Annotated in this window: 12 protein-coding genes; 8 read left to right on the top strand and 4 right to left on the bottom strand. The window is 37.8% G+C overall.

All coding sequences use genetic code 11. From position 1 onward, the window contains the following. Positions 1 to 28: 28 nt before the first annotated feature. Entirely contained in the window at positions 29 to 2,491 is a 2,463-nt protein-coding gene (locus tag ACOXY8_RS09550; RefSeq protein ID WP_458331352.1) for a ligase-associated DNA damage response DEXH box helicase, read from the top strand. A 96-nt stretch (positions 2,492 to 2,587) separates the two neighbouring features. Here ACOXY8_RS09550 and ffh read toward each other — a convergent pair whose 3' ends face one another. Together ffh and ACOXY8_RS09540 are read right to left on the bottom strand one after the other, a co-directional pair. Then, on the bottom strand, positions 2,588 to 3,922 hold the full coding sequence (gene ffh / locus ACOXY8_RS09545) for a signal recognition particle protein (protein WP_458331351.1): 1,335 nt from the start codon (positions 3,920 to 3,922) through the stop codon (positions 2,588 to 2,590). Between the two features lie 77 nt (positions 3,923 to 3,999). Next, positions 4,000 to 6,765, bottom strand: coding sequence for a PAS domain-containing protein (locus tag ACOXY8_RS09540; protein WP_458331350.1), 2,766 nt, complete (start codon positions 6,763 to 6,765; stop codon positions 4,000 to 4,002). Positions 6,766 to 6,867: 102 nt separating this feature from the next. On the opposite strand from ACOXY8_RS09540, the gene ACOXY8_RS09535 reads away from it, so the two are divergent. Then, positions 6,868 to 7,746 (top strand): sterol desaturase family protein, encoded by an 879-nt coding sequence (locus tag ACOXY8_RS09535; RefSeq protein ID WP_458331349.1) that lies wholly within the window; start codon positions 6,868 to 6,870, stop codon positions 7,744 to 7,746. Between the two features lie 48 nt (positions 7,747 to 7,794). Here ACOXY8_RS09535 and ACOXY8_RS09530 read toward each other — a convergent pair whose 3' ends face one another. Continuing rightward, entirely contained in the window at positions 7,795 to 8,937 is a 1,143-nt protein-coding gene (locus tag ACOXY8_RS09530) for a 6-bladed beta-propeller (RefSeq protein WP_458331348.1), read from the bottom strand. A gap of 548 nt (positions 8,938 to 9,485) precedes the next feature. On the opposite strand from ACOXY8_RS09530, the gene ACOXY8_RS09525 reads away from it, so the two are divergent. The 6 genes from ACOXY8_RS09525 to ACOXY8_RS09500 all read left to right on the top strand — a co-directional run bounded on the left by ACOXY8_RS09525 (position 9,486) and on the right by ACOXY8_RS09500 (position 16,578). After that, positions 9,486 to 10,223, top strand: coding sequence for a murein L,D-transpeptidase catalytic domain family protein (locus tag ACOXY8_RS09525; RefSeq protein WP_458331347.1), 738 nt, complete (start codon positions 9,486 to 9,488; stop codon positions 10,221 to 10,223). A gap of 93 nt (positions 10,224 to 10,316) precedes the next feature. Then, positions 10,317 to 12,779: a YfhO family protein gene (locus tag ACOXY8_RS09520; RefSeq protein ID WP_458331346.1), complete on the top strand. Its 2,463-nt coding sequence runs from the start codon at positions 10,317 to 10,319 to the stop codon at positions 12,777 to 12,779. A 102-nt stretch (positions 12,780 to 12,881) separates the two neighbouring features. Next, on the top strand, positions 12,882 to 13,652 hold the full coding sequence (locus ACOXY8_RS09515) for a hypothetical protein (RefSeq protein ID WP_458331345.1): 771 nt from the start codon (positions 12,882 to 12,884) through the stop codon (positions 13,650 to 13,652). Positions 13,653 to 13,674: 22 nt separating this feature from the next. Continuing rightward, complete coding sequence (locus tag ACOXY8_RS09510; protein WP_458331344.1) at positions 13,675 to 15,171, top strand: lipopolysaccharide biosynthesis protein; 1,497 nt, start codon at positions 13,675 to 13,677, stop codon at positions 15,169 to 15,171. Positions 15,172 to 15,281: 110 nt separating this feature from the next. Next, complete coding sequence (pfkA, locus tag ACOXY8_RS09505; RefSeq protein WP_458331343.1) at positions 15,282 to 16,256, top strand: 6-phosphofructokinase; 975 nt, start codon at positions 15,282 to 15,284, stop codon at positions 16,254 to 16,256. Positions 16,257 to 16,335: 79 nt separating this feature from the next. Further along, positions 16,336 to 16,578, top strand: a complete 243-nt coding sequence (locus ACOXY8_RS09500; protein WP_458331342.1) for a hypothetical protein — start codon at positions 16,336 to 16,338, stop codon at positions 16,576 to 16,578. On the opposite strand, the gene miaA is transcribed toward ACOXY8_RS09500, so the two are convergent. Further along, positions 16,558 to 17,490, bottom strand: coding sequence for a tRNA (adenosine(37)-N6)-dimethylallyltransferase MiaA (gene miaA, locus ACOXY8_RS09495; RefSeq protein WP_458331341.1), 933 nt, complete (start codon positions 17,488 to 17,490; stop codon positions 16,558 to 16,560). The two genes, ACOXY8_RS09500 and miaA, sit on opposite strands and share 21 nt — an antisense overlap. Between the last annotated feature and the right edge of the window lie 43 nt (positions 17,491 to 17,533).

Raw genomic sequence — 17,533 nt, 5'->3', positions numbered from 1 at the left:
ACTTAATCATCTGCTTTTTTATCAATCAATGAGCGATTCCTTAGGCAAATTAAAAGATTGGTTTTCAACAAAAAATTGGAAGAGTCAAGCATTTCAAGAAGCCTGTTGGGAAGCTATTTATAGTGGAAAAAGCGGTGTATTAAATGCTCCTACAGGCAGTGGCAAAACTTATGCGATTTGGTTAGGTTGCCTTCTTCCCTACCTCAATAATACGCGCACTTACCGAAAAGGGCTTAAAATTATTTGGGTAACGCCGTTAAGAGCATTATCAGCTGACATACATGCTGCTATGCAATCAGCAGTGCATGAGTTAGGCCTCCCATGGGAAATAGCCATGCGAACTGGCGACACCGACACTAAGGAGCGCCAAAGACAAAAGCGAAATCCACCAGATGCGATGATCACTACCCCAGAAAGTTTGCACTTGCTCCTCAGCCAAAAAGGGGCTTCCAAATGGTTCGAAAATCTGGAATGTATCGTCGCTGACGAATGGCATGAATTGCTGGGTACAAAAAGAGGCGTTCAGTTAGAGCTGGCTCTTTCACGCTTAAAGAAATACGCCAAACCTACCGCTGATTCCAACCTCGCTGAAAGAACGCTCCAAATATGGGGAATCTCTGCAACCATTGGTAATATGGAGGAAGCAATGGAAGTGCTTTTAGGCCCAAATTCCGGTGGAGAATTCGTCCGTTCAAATATTAAAAAGCAAATCGAAGTTGAAAGCATTTTGCCGGATGAAATCGAAAAATATCCTTGGGCAGGTCATTTGGGTATCAAAATGCTCGATAAAATTCTGCCAATCATTGAAAAAAGCCATAGCACGCTGATGTTTACCAATACCAGGTCTCAGACGGAGATTTGGTATCAGCAATTAATGGAAAAGGCGCCGCAATTGGCGGGTTTGGTGGCGATGCATCATGGCTCGCTAGACAGCACCATACGCAATTGGGTGGAAGACCGCCTGCATCAAGGCAAACTGAAATTAGTTGTGTGCACAAGTAGTCTCGATTTGGGCGTGGATTTCAGACCTGTCGAAACGGTCATTCAAGTTGGTGGACCAAAAGGAATTGCTCGTTTTGTACAGCGCGCGGGTAGAGCAGGCCATCAACCGGGTGTACCAAGCAAAATTTACTTTCTACCAACACATTCGCTAGAATTGATTGAAGCTGCGGCACTCCGTAATGCAATAGATGAAGGACTCATGGAAGGCCGAAAACCATTGATCAATTGCTTCGATGTACTAATCCAATATCTGGTGACATTGGCCATTGGCGACGGGTTTGATCCAAACGACACCTTCAAAGAGGTGAAAAGCACCTATTGCTATCAAAACCTAAAAAACGAAGAATGGAGCTGGATTTTGCAGTTTCTTATTAGTGGTGGAGAAAGTTTGGGTAGCTATGAGGAGTTTAGCAAAATAGAGCCTGACGAAATTGGAATTTTTAGAGTGGAAAATAGAAAAACAGCTATGCGCCATAGGCTTTCGATGGGCACTATAGTCGGCGATCCAATCCTGAAAGTGAAGTATTTGACTGGTGGTTTTCTAGGTACAATTGAAGAAAGTTTTATTTCCCTGATCAAAAAAGGAGATGTATTTTGGTTTGCAGGGAGAAGCTTGGAATTCATACAGGTGAAAGACTTAACGGTACTTGTAAAAAGATCAAAACGGAAGACTAACACAGTGCCACGTTGGATGGGCGGGAGGATGAATTTATCTTCACTGTTATCAAATCTGATTCGAAATAAACTGCAAGAAGCATATCATGATCAAGCAAATGATATAGAATTGAAAACTATTGCCCCATTGCTCATTCGGCAGCAAACTCAATCTATTATTCCCGAACAGAGCGTCTTGCTAATTGAAAAATTAAGAACCAAAGAAGGATATCATGTTTTTATTTTCCCTTTTGAGGGTAGATTTATACACGAAATCCTCGCTTCAATTATTGCTTATCGGATTTCCCAAAGTCAAGCTATTAGCTTTTCTATAGCCATGAACGATTATGGCTTTGAGCTACTTTCAGATATTCCCATACCTATTGAAGATGCATTGGAGTTGGATCTATTTAGTGAGGAAAATTTGGATGATGATTTAATCCATACGATTAATAATACTGACCTCGCAAAGCGTCGTTTTAGAGATATTGCTACAATTGCAGGATTGATTTTTCAAGGCTTTCCTGGCAAAAATATTTCCTTCAAACACCTTCACGCAAGTAGCGGAATACTGTTCGATGTATTTGAAGAATACGATCCTGAAAACCTGCTTTTGAAACAAGCGCGGGAGGAAGTAATCAATCTGCAAATTAATAAAACCCGTCTATTTGAGGCTGTTCATAGGATAAACCAACAGAAAATTGTGATTAAAAACACTTTACAACCCGGGCCATTTGCATTCCCAATAATGGTAGATCGATTGAGAGATAGATTGAGTTCGGAGAGCATTGAAGAACGAGTAGCGAAACTACAGGCCGAATTAGAAAAACTTTGAGTGAAGTAATCACTTAATATAATTGGCTCGAAAACACAAAGAGGCTGTCAAAATTGACAACCTCCCGCTCTATTCCAAATTTCTAATTCAATAGAATTACTTTTTACCAAAAGGATTCATGGCAGATAATGCTCTTTTGCCACCACCCATTTTATTGAAGGTCTTCATCATTTTACGCATATCTTGAAACTGCTTCAAAAGATTATTCACTTCCGTAATATTTCTTCCCGCACCATCTGCAATTCTCTTTCTTCTACTTCCATTTATCACATCAGGATTTTGTCTTTCGTATGGCGTCATGGACAAGATCATGGATTCTACCGGCTTGAAAGAATCATCATCAATATCTACACCTTTTAAGGCTTTACCCATGCCAGGAATCATTCCCATCAAATCCTTTACATTACCCATCTTTTTGATCTGACGCAATTGGTTGAGGAAGTCATCAAAATCGAATTGATTCTGACGCATTTTTTGATTCAACTTACGCGCTTCATCTTCATCAAAAGCCTGCTGCGCACGCTCTACAAGGGAAATCACATCGCCCATACCAAGGATTCTGCTTGCCATCCTCTCCGGGTGGAAAACATCCAGAGCTTCCATTTTCTCACCCGTGGAAATAAACTTAATGGGCTTATTTACAACAGATTTAATAGAAATAGCTGCACCACCACGTGAATCACCATCTAATTTGGTAAGGACAACACCATCAAAATTCAATCGATCGTTGAAGACTTTCGCTGTATTTACAGCATCCTGACCAGTCATAGCATCCACAACGAAAAGCGTTTCCGATGGCTTAAGGAAATCCTTGAGAGCAGCAATCTCATTCATCATCTGCTCATCTACCGCCAAACGACCAGCAGTATCGACGATTACAATTTTCTTTCCTATTTTCTTAGCATGCTCTACTGCACGTTTGGCAATAGCTACTGCGTCTTTTACTTCAGGTTCAGCATATACCTCTACTCCTATTTGCTCACCTAAAACTTGAAGCTGATTGATAGCCGCTGGACGGTAAATATCACAAGCTGCTAATAATACTTGGCGACCATTTTTTTTGAGGTAGGAAGCTAATTTACCAGTGAATGTAGTCTTACCAGAACCTTGCAAACCAGCGATAAGGATAATGGCTGGATCACCTTTTGTGTTAATATCGGACTTAGTGCCACCCATTAGCTGGGTAAGCTCCTCCTGCACAATTTTGGTCATCAACTGACCGGGAGAAACAGAAATTAGGACATCTCTACCAAGTGCTTCGTCCTTAATTTTGTCCGTAATATCTTTTGCAACCTTATAATTAACATCGGCATCGACCAATGCTCTGCGAATATCTTTCACAGTGGTGGCAATGTTGATTTCGGTAATCTTATTTTGACCTTTGAGGGTCTTAAATGCTTTATCTAATTTGGAACTGAGACTGTCGAACATAGAGCTTCCTTAAAATTTGTGCAAAATTAACTAAAATGACTGAATAAGCGGGAGGTTTAATTCAATGAATTAACATTTCACTTTTTATAACTCGACAAAATTTTGTGAAGTTTCTCAGGATTGAAAGGTTTTTCTATATAACCGTCCAAACCTGAGCTAATGATTCTATCGCGACTATCCATCATTGTAGAGGCTGTAAGAGCAATTATCGGCAAGTTGTGAAAATAAGGATCTTCTAATTGACGAATTCTCTCTGAAGCTTCATAGCCATCCATAATAGGCATTTGAATATCCATTAGAATGATATCTGGACGAAAATTCTGAACCATTTTTACAGCTTCCAGTCCATTTTCTGCCAACCTGTAGTCGATTTTCCATCCGTCTAAAAATAACTTGATTACTTGTCTGTTTGTTTTATTATCCTCCACCACAAGTACTTTTAGCCCTGCAAGACTTTCTAAGAATCCCTCAATTCGAGGCTCCATCCATTCATTTGGGATATTAGATTCGATTACTTTATTAAAAGTAAGGTCGAAGTAAAACTTGGAACCTACCCCTTCTTCACTTTCCACATTCACCTTGCTACCTTGAAATTCAAGAAGCTTAGCGCAAATAGCTAATCCTAAGCCACTGCCACCATATCTCCGTGAATGTGTGGAATATACTTGAGAAAATATTTCGAATATTTCGTTTTGCTTTGATTTCGCAATTCCAATCCCAGTATCCTCAATAGAAAATCGGATGGATACTTTCTTCGTTAAATTTTCCAGCACTTCAACTCTAATAGTTACTGAACCTTCTTCTGTGAATTTAAGCGCATTATTAATTAGATTATTGAGAATTTGTGTCAGCCTGCCCTCATCGCCAAGCACAAATTCGGGCAGTTTTTCATCGCTTATCAGATTTAACTCTATTCCCTTTTCTTGTGCAAAAGCAAGCCAGCCTTTGTGAACTGAGGATAAAAACTCAGGCATTCTCAAAGGTTCCTCTTCGAACCTCACTTTTCCTGATTCAATTTTATTGAAATCAAGAATATTATTAATAAGGTCCAAAAGATGCTCTGCAGATTTACGTAGAATTGATAAATTCTCAATTTGTTCAGGCTTAGGCTGATCTTTCAATAGCACATAGGACATCCCAATTACAGCATTAAGGGGGGTCCGTATTTCATGACTCATTATATTTAAGAACTGCGTTTTTGCATAGGAAGCATCCTCAGCTTCCTTTTTGGCAAAAAGCAGTTCTAGTTCTTTCATTTTACGTTCGGTGATATCCTGAATGGTCCCTAGAATTTTTTCCAAATTTCCATCAGGTCCAAATACGTAATGAGCGCGAGAGGATATGAAAATAATTCTGTGACCAACTATTGCTCGATACTCCGTTTCCCAATCGTTATTGTTATCAGTAAAATTAAGAAGTACGGATCTTAGTTTGTCATGATCCTCAGGGTGCACAAACTCATAGAACTTATTATCATCGTCAATAATTTGATTCCTCACATCTTTATCCATGATACCAAATACCTCAAAAAAGGAATCCGAGAGATCTATTTTCCCTATTGTTGCATCAAATTCCCAGGAACCAATTTTAGCTAGCTTTTGTGCGTCTTTCAGTTTCTCTTCTGATATTCTAATTTTCTCTTCGGACTTTTTAATATCAGAAATATCCGTGATGGCTCCAACCAATTTTTCCACCCACCCGTTTTCATTTCTGATTAGAAAACCTCTGGAAATAATGTACACCCAATGGCCTTTTTTATGGCGCATTCGCTGAAATGAAATATAGCGATTGTCACGGCCTTTTAGTGCAGATAATGCTTCCTCCCTCGCTTGTTTCAATTCGTCCGGATGTATCAAGCTTTCCCAAGTTGCCAAGTCATCTGCTAGCTCGTCACCATCATATCCTAGTATTTCTTTCCATCTGTCTGAGTAGTAAAATTTACCTGTACTTGGCTCCCATTGCCAAAGCCCATCGTTTGATGCCTTTGCTGCCAATTCAAAAATTTGTCTGCTTTCTTGTAATTGAGCTTCCGCTCTTCTCTTAGAAGTAATATCTTCAAAAGTTCCAAATATTTGTTTTTGATTCAGATCAATTTCATCGGGATATAGTCTTGCTGACTCTTGAATCCATTTAAGCTCTCCATTTTTGTCCTTGATCTGATATTCTAATACAAAACTACCTGTGTCACTTAACTCAGAGAAAGCCTTTCTTCTCGAAGGCAAATCTTTTTGAAGGATAAATTCATCTAGCCAATCAATTTTCTTAATCAACTCCTTTGATGAAGCGCCAAATACAATTTCCGCTTTATTACTGATCAATGATAACTTGCCTGACATATCCATCGCATATATTACTTGGTCTATGCTATTGATAGTTTTGTCAGTCAATAATTTAGAAATCCTCAATTCTAACTCCTGCTCTTTGAGCTTTGTAATATCTTGTCCAAAGCCAATTACACTAACTACTTGGCCACTTTCATCAGTTTCGTATGGCAAATCTCTAGACTGCAACCATATATATTTACCTGACTTTTGCTTTATTCTAAATTGAATTTCCTTAACAGAATCTACACTATTTAGCACAAACTCTTGAAAATGCTTCCACACCCTCAATCTATCTTCAGGGTGTATCTGTTTTAATAGAAACCCTACAGGCTTGCTGTAAAACTCATCCTTTTTATAGCCAAGCATTCCATAGAAATACTTATTGGAATAGGTGTTTTCTTTCGTCTGAAGATTAATTGTGTAGATAATCATTGGCAGCTTACCGAGAAAATCCTCTCCCACTTTACCCAGCTTCAACAATGATATTGCATCACTTCCCTTTATTTTCTCTTTCGACATCACTTGAAATTTAGGCAAATCAAAACTCATTTTTACATTTTCCCACACCAGTCTGAACCAAACTAGTTAAGTAATCCTTTTTAGGTCGGTAACTTACAGAAAATGCTAAAATACATAGATGTTTTCAAAGATGCGTGGATTGGCTATGCCAACTATTTCTGGAATGAAATAACAAATCCTAGCCCTTACAACTATTTTTATTGGCTAATAGGCATCTCAGTATTTTTTCTGTTGCTGGAATGGCTAAAGCCTTGGAGAAAAAACCAGCCAAAGTTTAGAAAGGACTTTTGGCTTGATGTATTTTACATGTTCTTCAATTTTTTTCTTTTCTCGCTCATCATCTATAACGCCGCCTCAGAAGTTGTGGTTAATTTATTTAAAGATGGTTTGGCAAGTATTGGCATTACCAATTTGGTGGCAATCAATGTGCAAGAACTTCCCATTTGGGCAATTTTGCTGATTGGCTTTGTAGCACGAGATTTTATTCATTGGTGGGTGCATCGGCTATTACACAAATCACCCCGACTTTGGGAATTTCATAAGGTACATCACTCTGTAGAGGAAATGGGATTTGCCGCTCATTTGCGCTACCATTGGATGGAAAACGTGGTTTATCGCACACTGGAATACCTTCCGCTTGCTTTAATTGGCATCAATCTGGAAAACTTCTTTATCATTCATATTTTCACCCTCGCAGTTGGGCATTGGAATCATAGCAATTTTTGGGTAAATATTGGGCCTTTAAAATACATATTCAACAACCCAAAAATGCATATGTGGCATCATGCATATCATTTACCAAAAGAGCATCAAACAGGAGTGAATTTTGGCATCACGTTAAGCCTTTGGGATTATTTATTTGGTACCGCATATATACCTTCTGATGGACGAGATATTAAATTAGGCTTCCCAGGCGTTGAAGAGTTTCCAAAGGGATTTATTGGTCAAAATTTGCATGGGTTAAAAAAGCGAAAATCTTAGCTAATAGCTATGTGATGACACTTGCTATTCTTTGAAAATTGGAACCGATCATTTCAACTCTTCCAAACAAATTACATAGCCTTCATTCATTAAATGCGAAATAACCTCTTGAGGAAGTCCGTATTCCTGTGCCCTCTCGTAACTATCTGGATGTAAAAATGAAACCAACTTATCTCCATCAATATCCGATAGGGTAAATAATAAGTCTTGCCGAATGGTCATGTCAGTAGTAGCCGGAGAAACAGTTGATTTTTCGAAAAAAACGAGATTTCTAGACCTGTCTAATAGGAAGTTTCTTTCGCGCATAAGCCCCTCCCCAATGGTGCCCATGATGTAATTATGATGAATCGCTACTAAATTAGTTAGAAAACGATACTTCCACAGGCTATTTGAATGAGTCTCTAAATCTCTTCTAACCTCATCAGGCATATTTTGTGAGCCAAAATCAAAGTTGTAAACTTTTAGATTTCTCCCTACATCTGAAAGTACATAGACATTGTTATCAATCGGTCGATTAAAGGTTATTTGATTCCCAGATTTTACAAAATTAAAGTCAAATACAACGTTCGGGTCAATATCGTCTTCATATTTATGCCATGCTTCTCTTACATTAAAATCTTTGTCAGCCAATGCGAATCTAAATCCTGACCAGTCTAATACATTCCATGGTGCTAGACCTAATAGAAATTTATCCTGATCTACAAAAGCTATTCTTTCAGCATCTACAGAAAGACGCTTCGAAAATGTATAATTTAATTCTCTATCGAAAACCAATATTTGTTTTACGACTCCGTCAAGAATATATAAATTACCCAATTCATCAAGGTCAAAATCAGATATGCGTTGGTAAAAACCAGGACCTTCTCCTTTTCTATTAAATTTATGAAGAAGGTTTCCATTCATATCAAATATTAAAAGGTTTGGATTAACCAGATCCATTACATAAATCTTTCCTTGCCTCAATCTTAACTTACCAATGTAAGTTAGTTGACTTTCTATAGTGTTATTCTCAAGTAAAATATATTTTCTGCTAGCCACCAACTCATCCGGTAAAGAGCCAGAATACTCCCGGTGATCATATTTATTGAAATCAATCATTTCGACTTCAATAGTACTTTCTGAAGTGCTCGTCTCATTACTTGTACATTGAAAGAATACTGAAAATATAGCTGATAAAATAAGCAATCTCATAACCAATATATATTTAATTATAAATTAATTATCTGAAGTGAAACTATGCAGAGCACTTAATAACTCCAATAAGCCTTTTCTTTTTTACCACCCATTCTCACAATTAAATATGCTGAGCTTCTATTTTTTAATTAGTTTGATGTTGAAATTTACTTGATAAAATGCATAAACTTGCCAAAGCATCTTAAAGATAAAATTTCCTTTACAATATTCATCTTCTGCAATACTCATTTGTCTCTCTACTCGTTATCACAGGCATTCAATTCAAGTAATCATTGATTAATTTATGAGCTGAACTAAATTCCTCAAATTTTCATTAAGTTAAAGGCTCTTAAATAGTAAATGATTTAAAGTATTTCTTTGGTTCATTGACTTTCATAGATGTCAAAATACTTGTAAAGAAACGAACTTATTAGCATGGTTATTATGGATTGATTCAAAACTAAATACCTCATATATAGCAAAATATAGGCATGTTTTAAAAATTTCTTAGTAGTATAATTTAGCTATATACATTAAACATACACCGATTTAAAAAACTCAACCTTATGATGAAATTTAGAATCGCCCTGTTCGCATTATGCTTCTTAGGATTACATGGATTTTCCTCATTCAAAGCTTCAAACACAAATCCAGACGAACTTGAAATTTCAAATGAGAGATTGATCACAAACTATATCAATAGCCAATACGAAAGCCTAATTGGTGAAAAGCCGAGTTTCAGTTTATTTGAAAAAGGAATCAAAGGCTTTATAAAATTGACAGAAGAAGGTGAATTCAAAAACACATATATTATTACGCTAATCGACTTCAGATTACCTTCAACTGACAAAAGACTTTGGGTAATTGACTTGAAAAAGCGGGAGGTATTAATTCACACCGTAGTTGCTCACGGTCGCAATAGCGGAAATTTAATGGCTGAGAAATTTTCCAACACTCCCGAATCCTATCAAAGCAGTTTAGGTTTTTACAAAACAGCAAATGTATATCAAGGCAAGCATGGAATTTCGCTAAGACTTAATGGCTTGCAAAAAGGATTAAACGATAAAGCCATGGAAAGAGCAATAGTAATCCATGGTGCGGATTATGCCACTGAGGAGTTCGCTCAGCAAAATGGCCGATTGGGCAGAAGCCTCGGATGCCCAGCTGTACCAAACGAAATAATTGAACCTCTAATAAATACCATTGCTAATAATCAATTCTTATTTATCTATTCTCCTAATGAAATCATCGACAATTATGTAGCTGATTTATCGCATATTTCATTAGAAAGCTTCGACCTATAATCCTCCCGCATTTTTCAATTTGAAATCTTTAATTTAAAAATATCCATCTGTAAGTCGGTATTTTTTTAATTTGCAGGAAATTGAATAATCACCATGGGTAAAATTGATTTCAAAAAGCAGATTCTTCCTCATCTTATTGCCGTTTTAATCTTTTCAATTCTCTGTGTATTCTTCTATTCACCAATAGTATTTGAGAATAAAACGATTTTTCAGAATGATGCCCTCCAAGGAATTGCAGCTGGCACCGAAATAGCCGATTATAGAGCTGAAACAGGTGAGGAAGGCCTTTGGATCAATTCCATGTTTAGCGGAATGCCTGCTTACTTGATAAATACACGCCATTATGGAGAGTGGTTTATTTCAGGTATTAGAGATGTATTGACTCTCAATTTGCCTACTCCGGCCAATTTCACCTTCTTGGCAATGCTAAGTTTTTACTTTTTATTAGTTGTTTTCAAAGTAAGACCCTATTTGGCCATTGTTGGCGCAATTGCCTATGGTTTTGGTAGCTTCAATTTGATAAGTATCGAAGCTGGACACAATTGGAAAGTTGGCGCTATCGCAACTATGCCTTTGGTACTAGGAGCAGTGCATTCTACATTCTTCAGAAATCGCTATTGGGGCTTTATCGCTACTATTATTGCTGTGGGTATCCAAATCCGGATGAATCACTTGCAAGTCACTTACTACCTATTTTTACTATTGCTGATATATGGTGGTTTTCAGCTCTTCTATATGATTAAAGACAATCAGTTGAAGAAGCAAATTCCGGCAATTGGCCTACTAGTAATTGCTGCAATATTAGCTGTAACCATGTCGCTTGGTCGCTTGTGGACTACCTCAGAATATAGCTCCTATTCTATCCGCGGACAAAGTGAATTGACTGCCCAAGACCCTGCAGTACAAGGTGGCTCTGGGTTGGATAAGGAATATGCCTTTAATTGGAGCTGGGGTAAGATGGAAACACTCACTTTGATACTGCCGAATTTCTATGGTGGTGGGAGCGTTGAAAATCTCGATGAAAGTTCAGAAATGTTCAATGTATTTACCCAAAATAGAGTCCCTCCACAGCAGATACAAGAAGGACTACAAGGTGTTCCTACTTATTGGGGAGATCAGCCCAGCACTGCAGGGCCTGTATATGCAGGAGCAATTATTTGCTTTCTATTTATTTTAGGACTTTTTGCCTTACCCGCTAGACAGAAAAATTGGATAATAGCTGGCACTATCCTTTCGATTCTACTTGCTTGGGGCAAAAATCTAGAATTCTTCAATTATGCAATGTTCGATTTCTTTCCAGGATACAACAAGTTTAGGGCCGTTTCCATGGCAGTAGTCGTTGCATTAATGACAATTCCATTCCTAGGAATTTTAGGATTAGAAAAACTACTAAGTATCGAAAGTAGTAATTTGAAAATGGCCATCTTTAAAAAAGCTTCAGTTACCACATTAGGAATTTTAGGCATCTTGTTCTTGCTATATCTAATCCTCGATTTCCGTGCGCCAATTGATGAGCAATTAATGGCGAATGGATACCCAGATTGGTATGTAGATGCTTTGCAAAAAGATAGAGCTTCCATGTATCTATCCGATTGGGTACGAAGCCTTATTTTTATTGGGTTGAGTATTGCAATCATTTATGTAGCTATGGTTGGTAAACTGAAACAGTCCTATCTATTTATAGGTCTCATTTTATTTGTTTCTGCTGATTTGCTGGTTGTTGGCTCTAGATATTTGAATGAAGAAAATTACTCTACAAATACTCAATCTCAGTTTTTTCAAGAAACAGAAGCCAATAATTTCATCTCCCAAGACAAAGGTCACTTTAGAGTTATCAATTTGCAAAACCCTTGGAACGATGCTCGAGTATCCTATCACCATCCAAGTGTGGGCGGATATCATGGTGCCAAGTTGCGCAGATATCAAGATCTAATCGATTATTATATGGGAGATGAGCATATAGAAATTGTTGATTCATTGCAGAACCAAGGAATTGGCCTACCCATCACGCCGGTTTTGGATATGCTCAATACCAAGTATCTCATTGCAGGTAGTTCGGCACGTGCAGTATTGACCAATTCAAATGCTTATGGGAATGCTTGGTTGGTAGAAAATTTATATGCAGCAGAAAATGCTGATGAGGAATTAGCGGCACTTGGACAACTTGATTTGAGAAATCAAGCGATTTCAAGCCAAATGGATGCAGACAAAAGCTACACTGCAAATGGCACAATCAGTTTGCTTGAAATCAAACCAAACTTTGTGAAATATGAGAGTAATCTCGCTAGCGATGGTTTGGCAATCTTCTCTGAAATATACTATCCTAAAGGGTGGACAGCCTATATCGATGGAGTAGAAACTCCTCATTTCCGCGCGAACTACGTTTTACGGGCAATGGAGCTTCCTAGCGGACAGCACAGTATTGAGTTCAAATTCCACCCGCAATCATATTATACGGGCAACCAAGTGGCGAATATTTCCAATTTCCTAGTAATTGCCTTGATTATGATCGGCATAATGATGGAATTGAAAAAGACTAAAAAACAAGAGGCCTAATCCATGAAATCGGCTCCGCAACTTTTCGCAGAGAGAATGCTCTTATCGACTTTGAGCATTCCTAAAATATTGTTGCTGAGCAAATTTGGAAATAAACTTCCCTTGTCGGCTAAGACAAAGCGTGAATGCGTTATTCTTGGCAACGGACCTTCACTAACCCAAAGTATCGAAGAGCACAAAACTTTACTTGCCAATTCAGATTTATTCACTGTCAATTTCTTCTGTACCACTGAAGAGTACACGCAATTGAAACCGCGATTTTTGGTAGCTGCTGCACCCGAATTTTACTTGGAAAAGCTTAATGATTTCTACAGAGATTTTATCCCGGGCTTTTACAAAGGTCTTGTCGATAATACCCAGTGGGATTTGGAAATATTTATGCCTGTAGAAGCTAAAAAATATAGCCATTGGAAAAAGCAGATTCAAGGCAATAATAAGATCCATGTCAATTATTATAATAACACTCCGGTGGAAGGATTTGAAGGTCTTACCCATTGGGCTATTAATAATGGCCTAGGAATGCCAAGACCACATAATGTCCTTATTCCTACCATCATCATGGCTTTGCGAATGGGTTACGAAAAAATCCATTTGATAGGAGCCGATCATTCTTGGCTTAAAGACTTGTGGGTAGATAACAATAATCTGGTGATGCTTAGGCAGAAGCACTTCTACGACGAAGCTAGCGCCAAGGCCAACCCAATGTATAAAAAAGGCCAGGACACTCGAAAATTACATGAGGTACTTCAAAAGTTTGTGATATCATTTGAAGCCTATTTTACGCTTGAAAAATTCGCCAAGAAAAAAGGCCAAAGAATTATCAACCTAACTCCAGGTTCATTTATTGATGCATTCGAGCGAAAACTATCATAAATTCGTGAAATAATTTCAGCTATTGGGACTCATCAAACAACAATCTATCAAAGGCACTATTTACTCCTACGCAGGGGTATTATTAGGCTTTGCGACTGTTGCCATACTATTTCCAAAGTACTTCACTCCTGCCGAAATTGGCGCCATCAATCTGTTGATTTCCTACAGCATGATTTTGGGTCAATTGGGCACTTTAGGTTTCCCAAGTGCCATTATCCGATTTTTCCCGAAGTATAGAACAGAAGATGGAAGGCATAATGGTTTTGTTGCAATTATAATAATCGCCAGCCTTATCGGTGTTGTCTTCTTTTTTCTGGGCTATTTATTTATGAAACCTATTCTGCTTGAATCAAACAGAGAAAGCTCACCCGTTTTCGTAAAGTACTTTTTCCTGATAATTCCACTTTCCTTGGCGCATTTGCTATTTTACAATTTGGAGGCTTACGCAAATGCCATTTACAAATCAGCAGCTGGAGTATTCCTCAAGGATTTCATTCAGCGGATTTTAATTCTTATTCCGTTTACAGCTGTCATTTTCGAGCTTATTGCCTTCGATCAGTACATTTATTATTATGCTGCAGCAATTGTAATTACCACGTTTATCCTTATCATTTACCTTACAAGTATTCACAATTTTTATATTGCGGCTAAACCCAATAATAAAAATCGCACCAGCTTAGGAGATCTCACTTCAGTAAGTTTGTATGGATTATTGGTGGGTTTTTCGGCTTTGTCATTGCAACGCATCGATGGCATTTTGATCAACGAATACTTTAACGAAGCCTTTACAGGGATTTATACTACAACGTTCTATTTTGGCACACTGGTGATTATTCCCTCCCGCGTTATCAATCGCATTTCATACACTGTAGTATCCGATGGTATCACTCAAAATGACCTGAAAAAAGTAAAGGATGTTTACGAAAAAACGAGCATTATTCAACTTATCGCAGGCACTTTACTCGTGGCAGGCTTAATTAGCAATTTGGATAATGTCTTTCGCATTTTACCTGCCGAATATATTGCTGGCAAATGGGTCGTAATTTGGATTGCACTGAGCAATTTGGTGCGAATGTCCGGTGGTGCCGTAGATGGAATAATCGCCTATTCTAAATTCTACCGATACAACAGTTTGCTAATCGGAGTTTTGCTGGTCAGCACAATCGGTTTTATTTTTATTTTGATTAAGGATTATGGATTGAGTGGAGTAGCGTTTGCCACTTTTTTGGGTGTGGTTATTTTCAATATCTTAAGGATAGTATTTGTTTACAGAAAATTCGAGATGATGCCTTATAAGGTGTCTCATATCATCGTAATCTTCTTTGGTGTAGCGGCGGGAGGATTAGCTTACATCATACCAGAGCTGGAAAATTTGGCATTAGACATCATTCTTAGAGGCACTGTTTTGGTTCTTATTTTCACATTCCTCATCTACATTAGCAAAGTATCTAAAGACACCAACGATTTGATAAACCAAGGTTTTTCAATTTTGAAGAGCAAGACTAAAAAAAGAGATTAAATAAGCAAACAAGAATGTTATTTTTCGATTAATTCAATCTCAGAAAGCTTAAATTTCGATATGAAAGACTAAATTTAGGCACATTAAAAAATGACATATCAACAGAGGCTATGAAAAGAATTGGAGTTTTTACATCAGGTGGTGATTCACCGGGCATGAATGCTTGTATCCGTGCTGTGGTTCGTGGCAGTATCTATCATGGAGTTGAAATTTTCGGGATCAAGTATGGATATGCAGGAATGATCTCAGGAAATATTTTTCCAATGGACTCTAGATCAGTAAGTAACGTAATTCAAAAAGGTGGTACAATTCTCAAAACAGCCCGCTGCAAAGAGTTTTTTGAATATGAAGGCCGTAAACAGGCTTACGAACAGTTAAAGAAGTTTGATATTGATGGCTTGGTAGCTATTGGTGGCGACGGCACTTTCACTGGAGCCAAACTCTTCTACGAAGAATTTGGCATCCCTACAGTTGGTGCTCCTGGCACCATTGATAATGACCTTTATGGAAGTGATTACACAATTGGTTTTGACACGGCAGTAAATACAGCACTTGAAGCAATTGATAAAATTAGAGACACAGCAAATAGTCACGATAGACTGTTTTTCATTGAGGTAATGGGACGAGATTCAGGTTATATAGCAATCCAATCAGGAATTGGCGGTGGTGCCGAAATCGTAATGGTACCCGAAACCAAAACCTCAATAAAAGGAGTTATAAACACCTTACAAAAAGGCTGGAATCGTGCGAAATCTTCCTCAATCATAGTTATAGCCGAGGGTGATGAAGAAGGAAATGCCATAGAGATTGCTGCAAAAGTAAAACAAGCTTGTCCCGAAATTCAAGATCACCGTATTTCGATATTAGGTCACATACAGCGTGGTGGTTCGCCCTCTGCACATGACCGTATATTGGCGTCGAGATTAGGCTTGGCTGGCATCGAAGGCTTACTAAATGGGCAGAAAAATGTAATGGCTGGAATTGTAAATAATGAATTAGTTTACACGTCATTTGAAGATTGTATAAATAAGGAAAAACCATTGAACCAGGATCTTATTCGTATGGTTGAGATATTAAGTATTTAGAAAAACTATGGGATTTATACCTGCTATTGTTGCTATTTGTGGATTCATTTTGCTTTGGAGTCTTTTCAATTCTACTCAGATGAAAAAAAGACTTGAAATGATAAAGTCGCTGAGAAGTGCTATTACTGAAATTGATTCTTATGAAAAGTCTAATCAGGATATATTGCAGCAAAATCAAGCTCAAATGGCTTTAAACAACTTACAAGCGGATAAGCAGAAACTCCTGAAAAGCTTGGCTATTGAAAGCAGAGTTTACAATGAAATGATAACAAAAGCTCCAACACGTTTTCTCGCAAAAGCTTTAGGCTACAAAACCGTCTAAATTTTCTCGAATAAGCTTGATAATTTCCTCCTTTTGATCGGGATGAAACCAATGAGAATCCTGCTCCTTCTTAAACCAAGTTAGTTGACGCTTGGCATATCTCCGTGAATTACGTTTGATCAAACGATCTGCTTCCTCAATAGAATATTCCCCTTGTAAGGCAGGAAAAAGCTCAGAGTATCCAACAGTTTGTAGGGCATTCAAATCTTTGAGGGATAATAACTCTTTAGCTTCGTCCAGCAAGCCTTGCTCAAACATCATATCCACCCGCATATTAATACGCTCATACAGCTCCTCTCTGTCCCTGTTAAGCACAATTTTGAGTACACGGAATGGCCTCTCTACTTTCTTCTTTTTTCGAAATGATGAAAATTTCTGACCGGTAGTTCTTATAATTTCAATAGCTCTTATAACTCTTTGTGGATTATTAATATCGACCTCCGCATAATATTCTGGATCAGCTTGGGCTAGTTCTTTTTGAAGCGAATCTAATCCTCCCGCCTCATATTCCTGATTGATTATGGCTCTTACAATATCGGGGACTTCTGGCAAAGGGTCTAAACCTTCACATAGTACTCGAATAAAAAGGCCGGATCCTCCAGAAACCAGGACAATATTTTTAGTTTTAAATAATTTACCTATTGTAGCAAGAGATTCATTTTCAAAATCGATCACATCATATTTTTGATGAATGGACAGCGAGTTTATGAAGTGATGGTTAACTTCGGACAATTGCTTGCTGGAAGGTTTTGCAGTTGCAATTTCTAATTCTTTATAAAACTGCCTAGAATCGGCCGAAATTATTTCCGTATCGAAAAATTTTGCTAATTCAATGGTCAAGTCGGTTTTGCCAACAGCGGTAGGTCCACTAATGATAACCAAAAGAGGTTTTTCAAAATTATTGAAAATCAATTGAAGTTGGTGGTTTACTTTTAGCTAAATGATTAATTAAAGA

Source organism: Peijinzhouia sedimentorum, from assembly GCF_049340005.1.
GTDB lineage: Bacteria > Bacteroidota > Bacteroidia > Cytophagales > Cyclobacteriaceae > CAXBDP01.
Note: the sequence above shows the minus strand (reverse complement) of the source record. Positions and strands in the feature narration are given on the sequence as shown.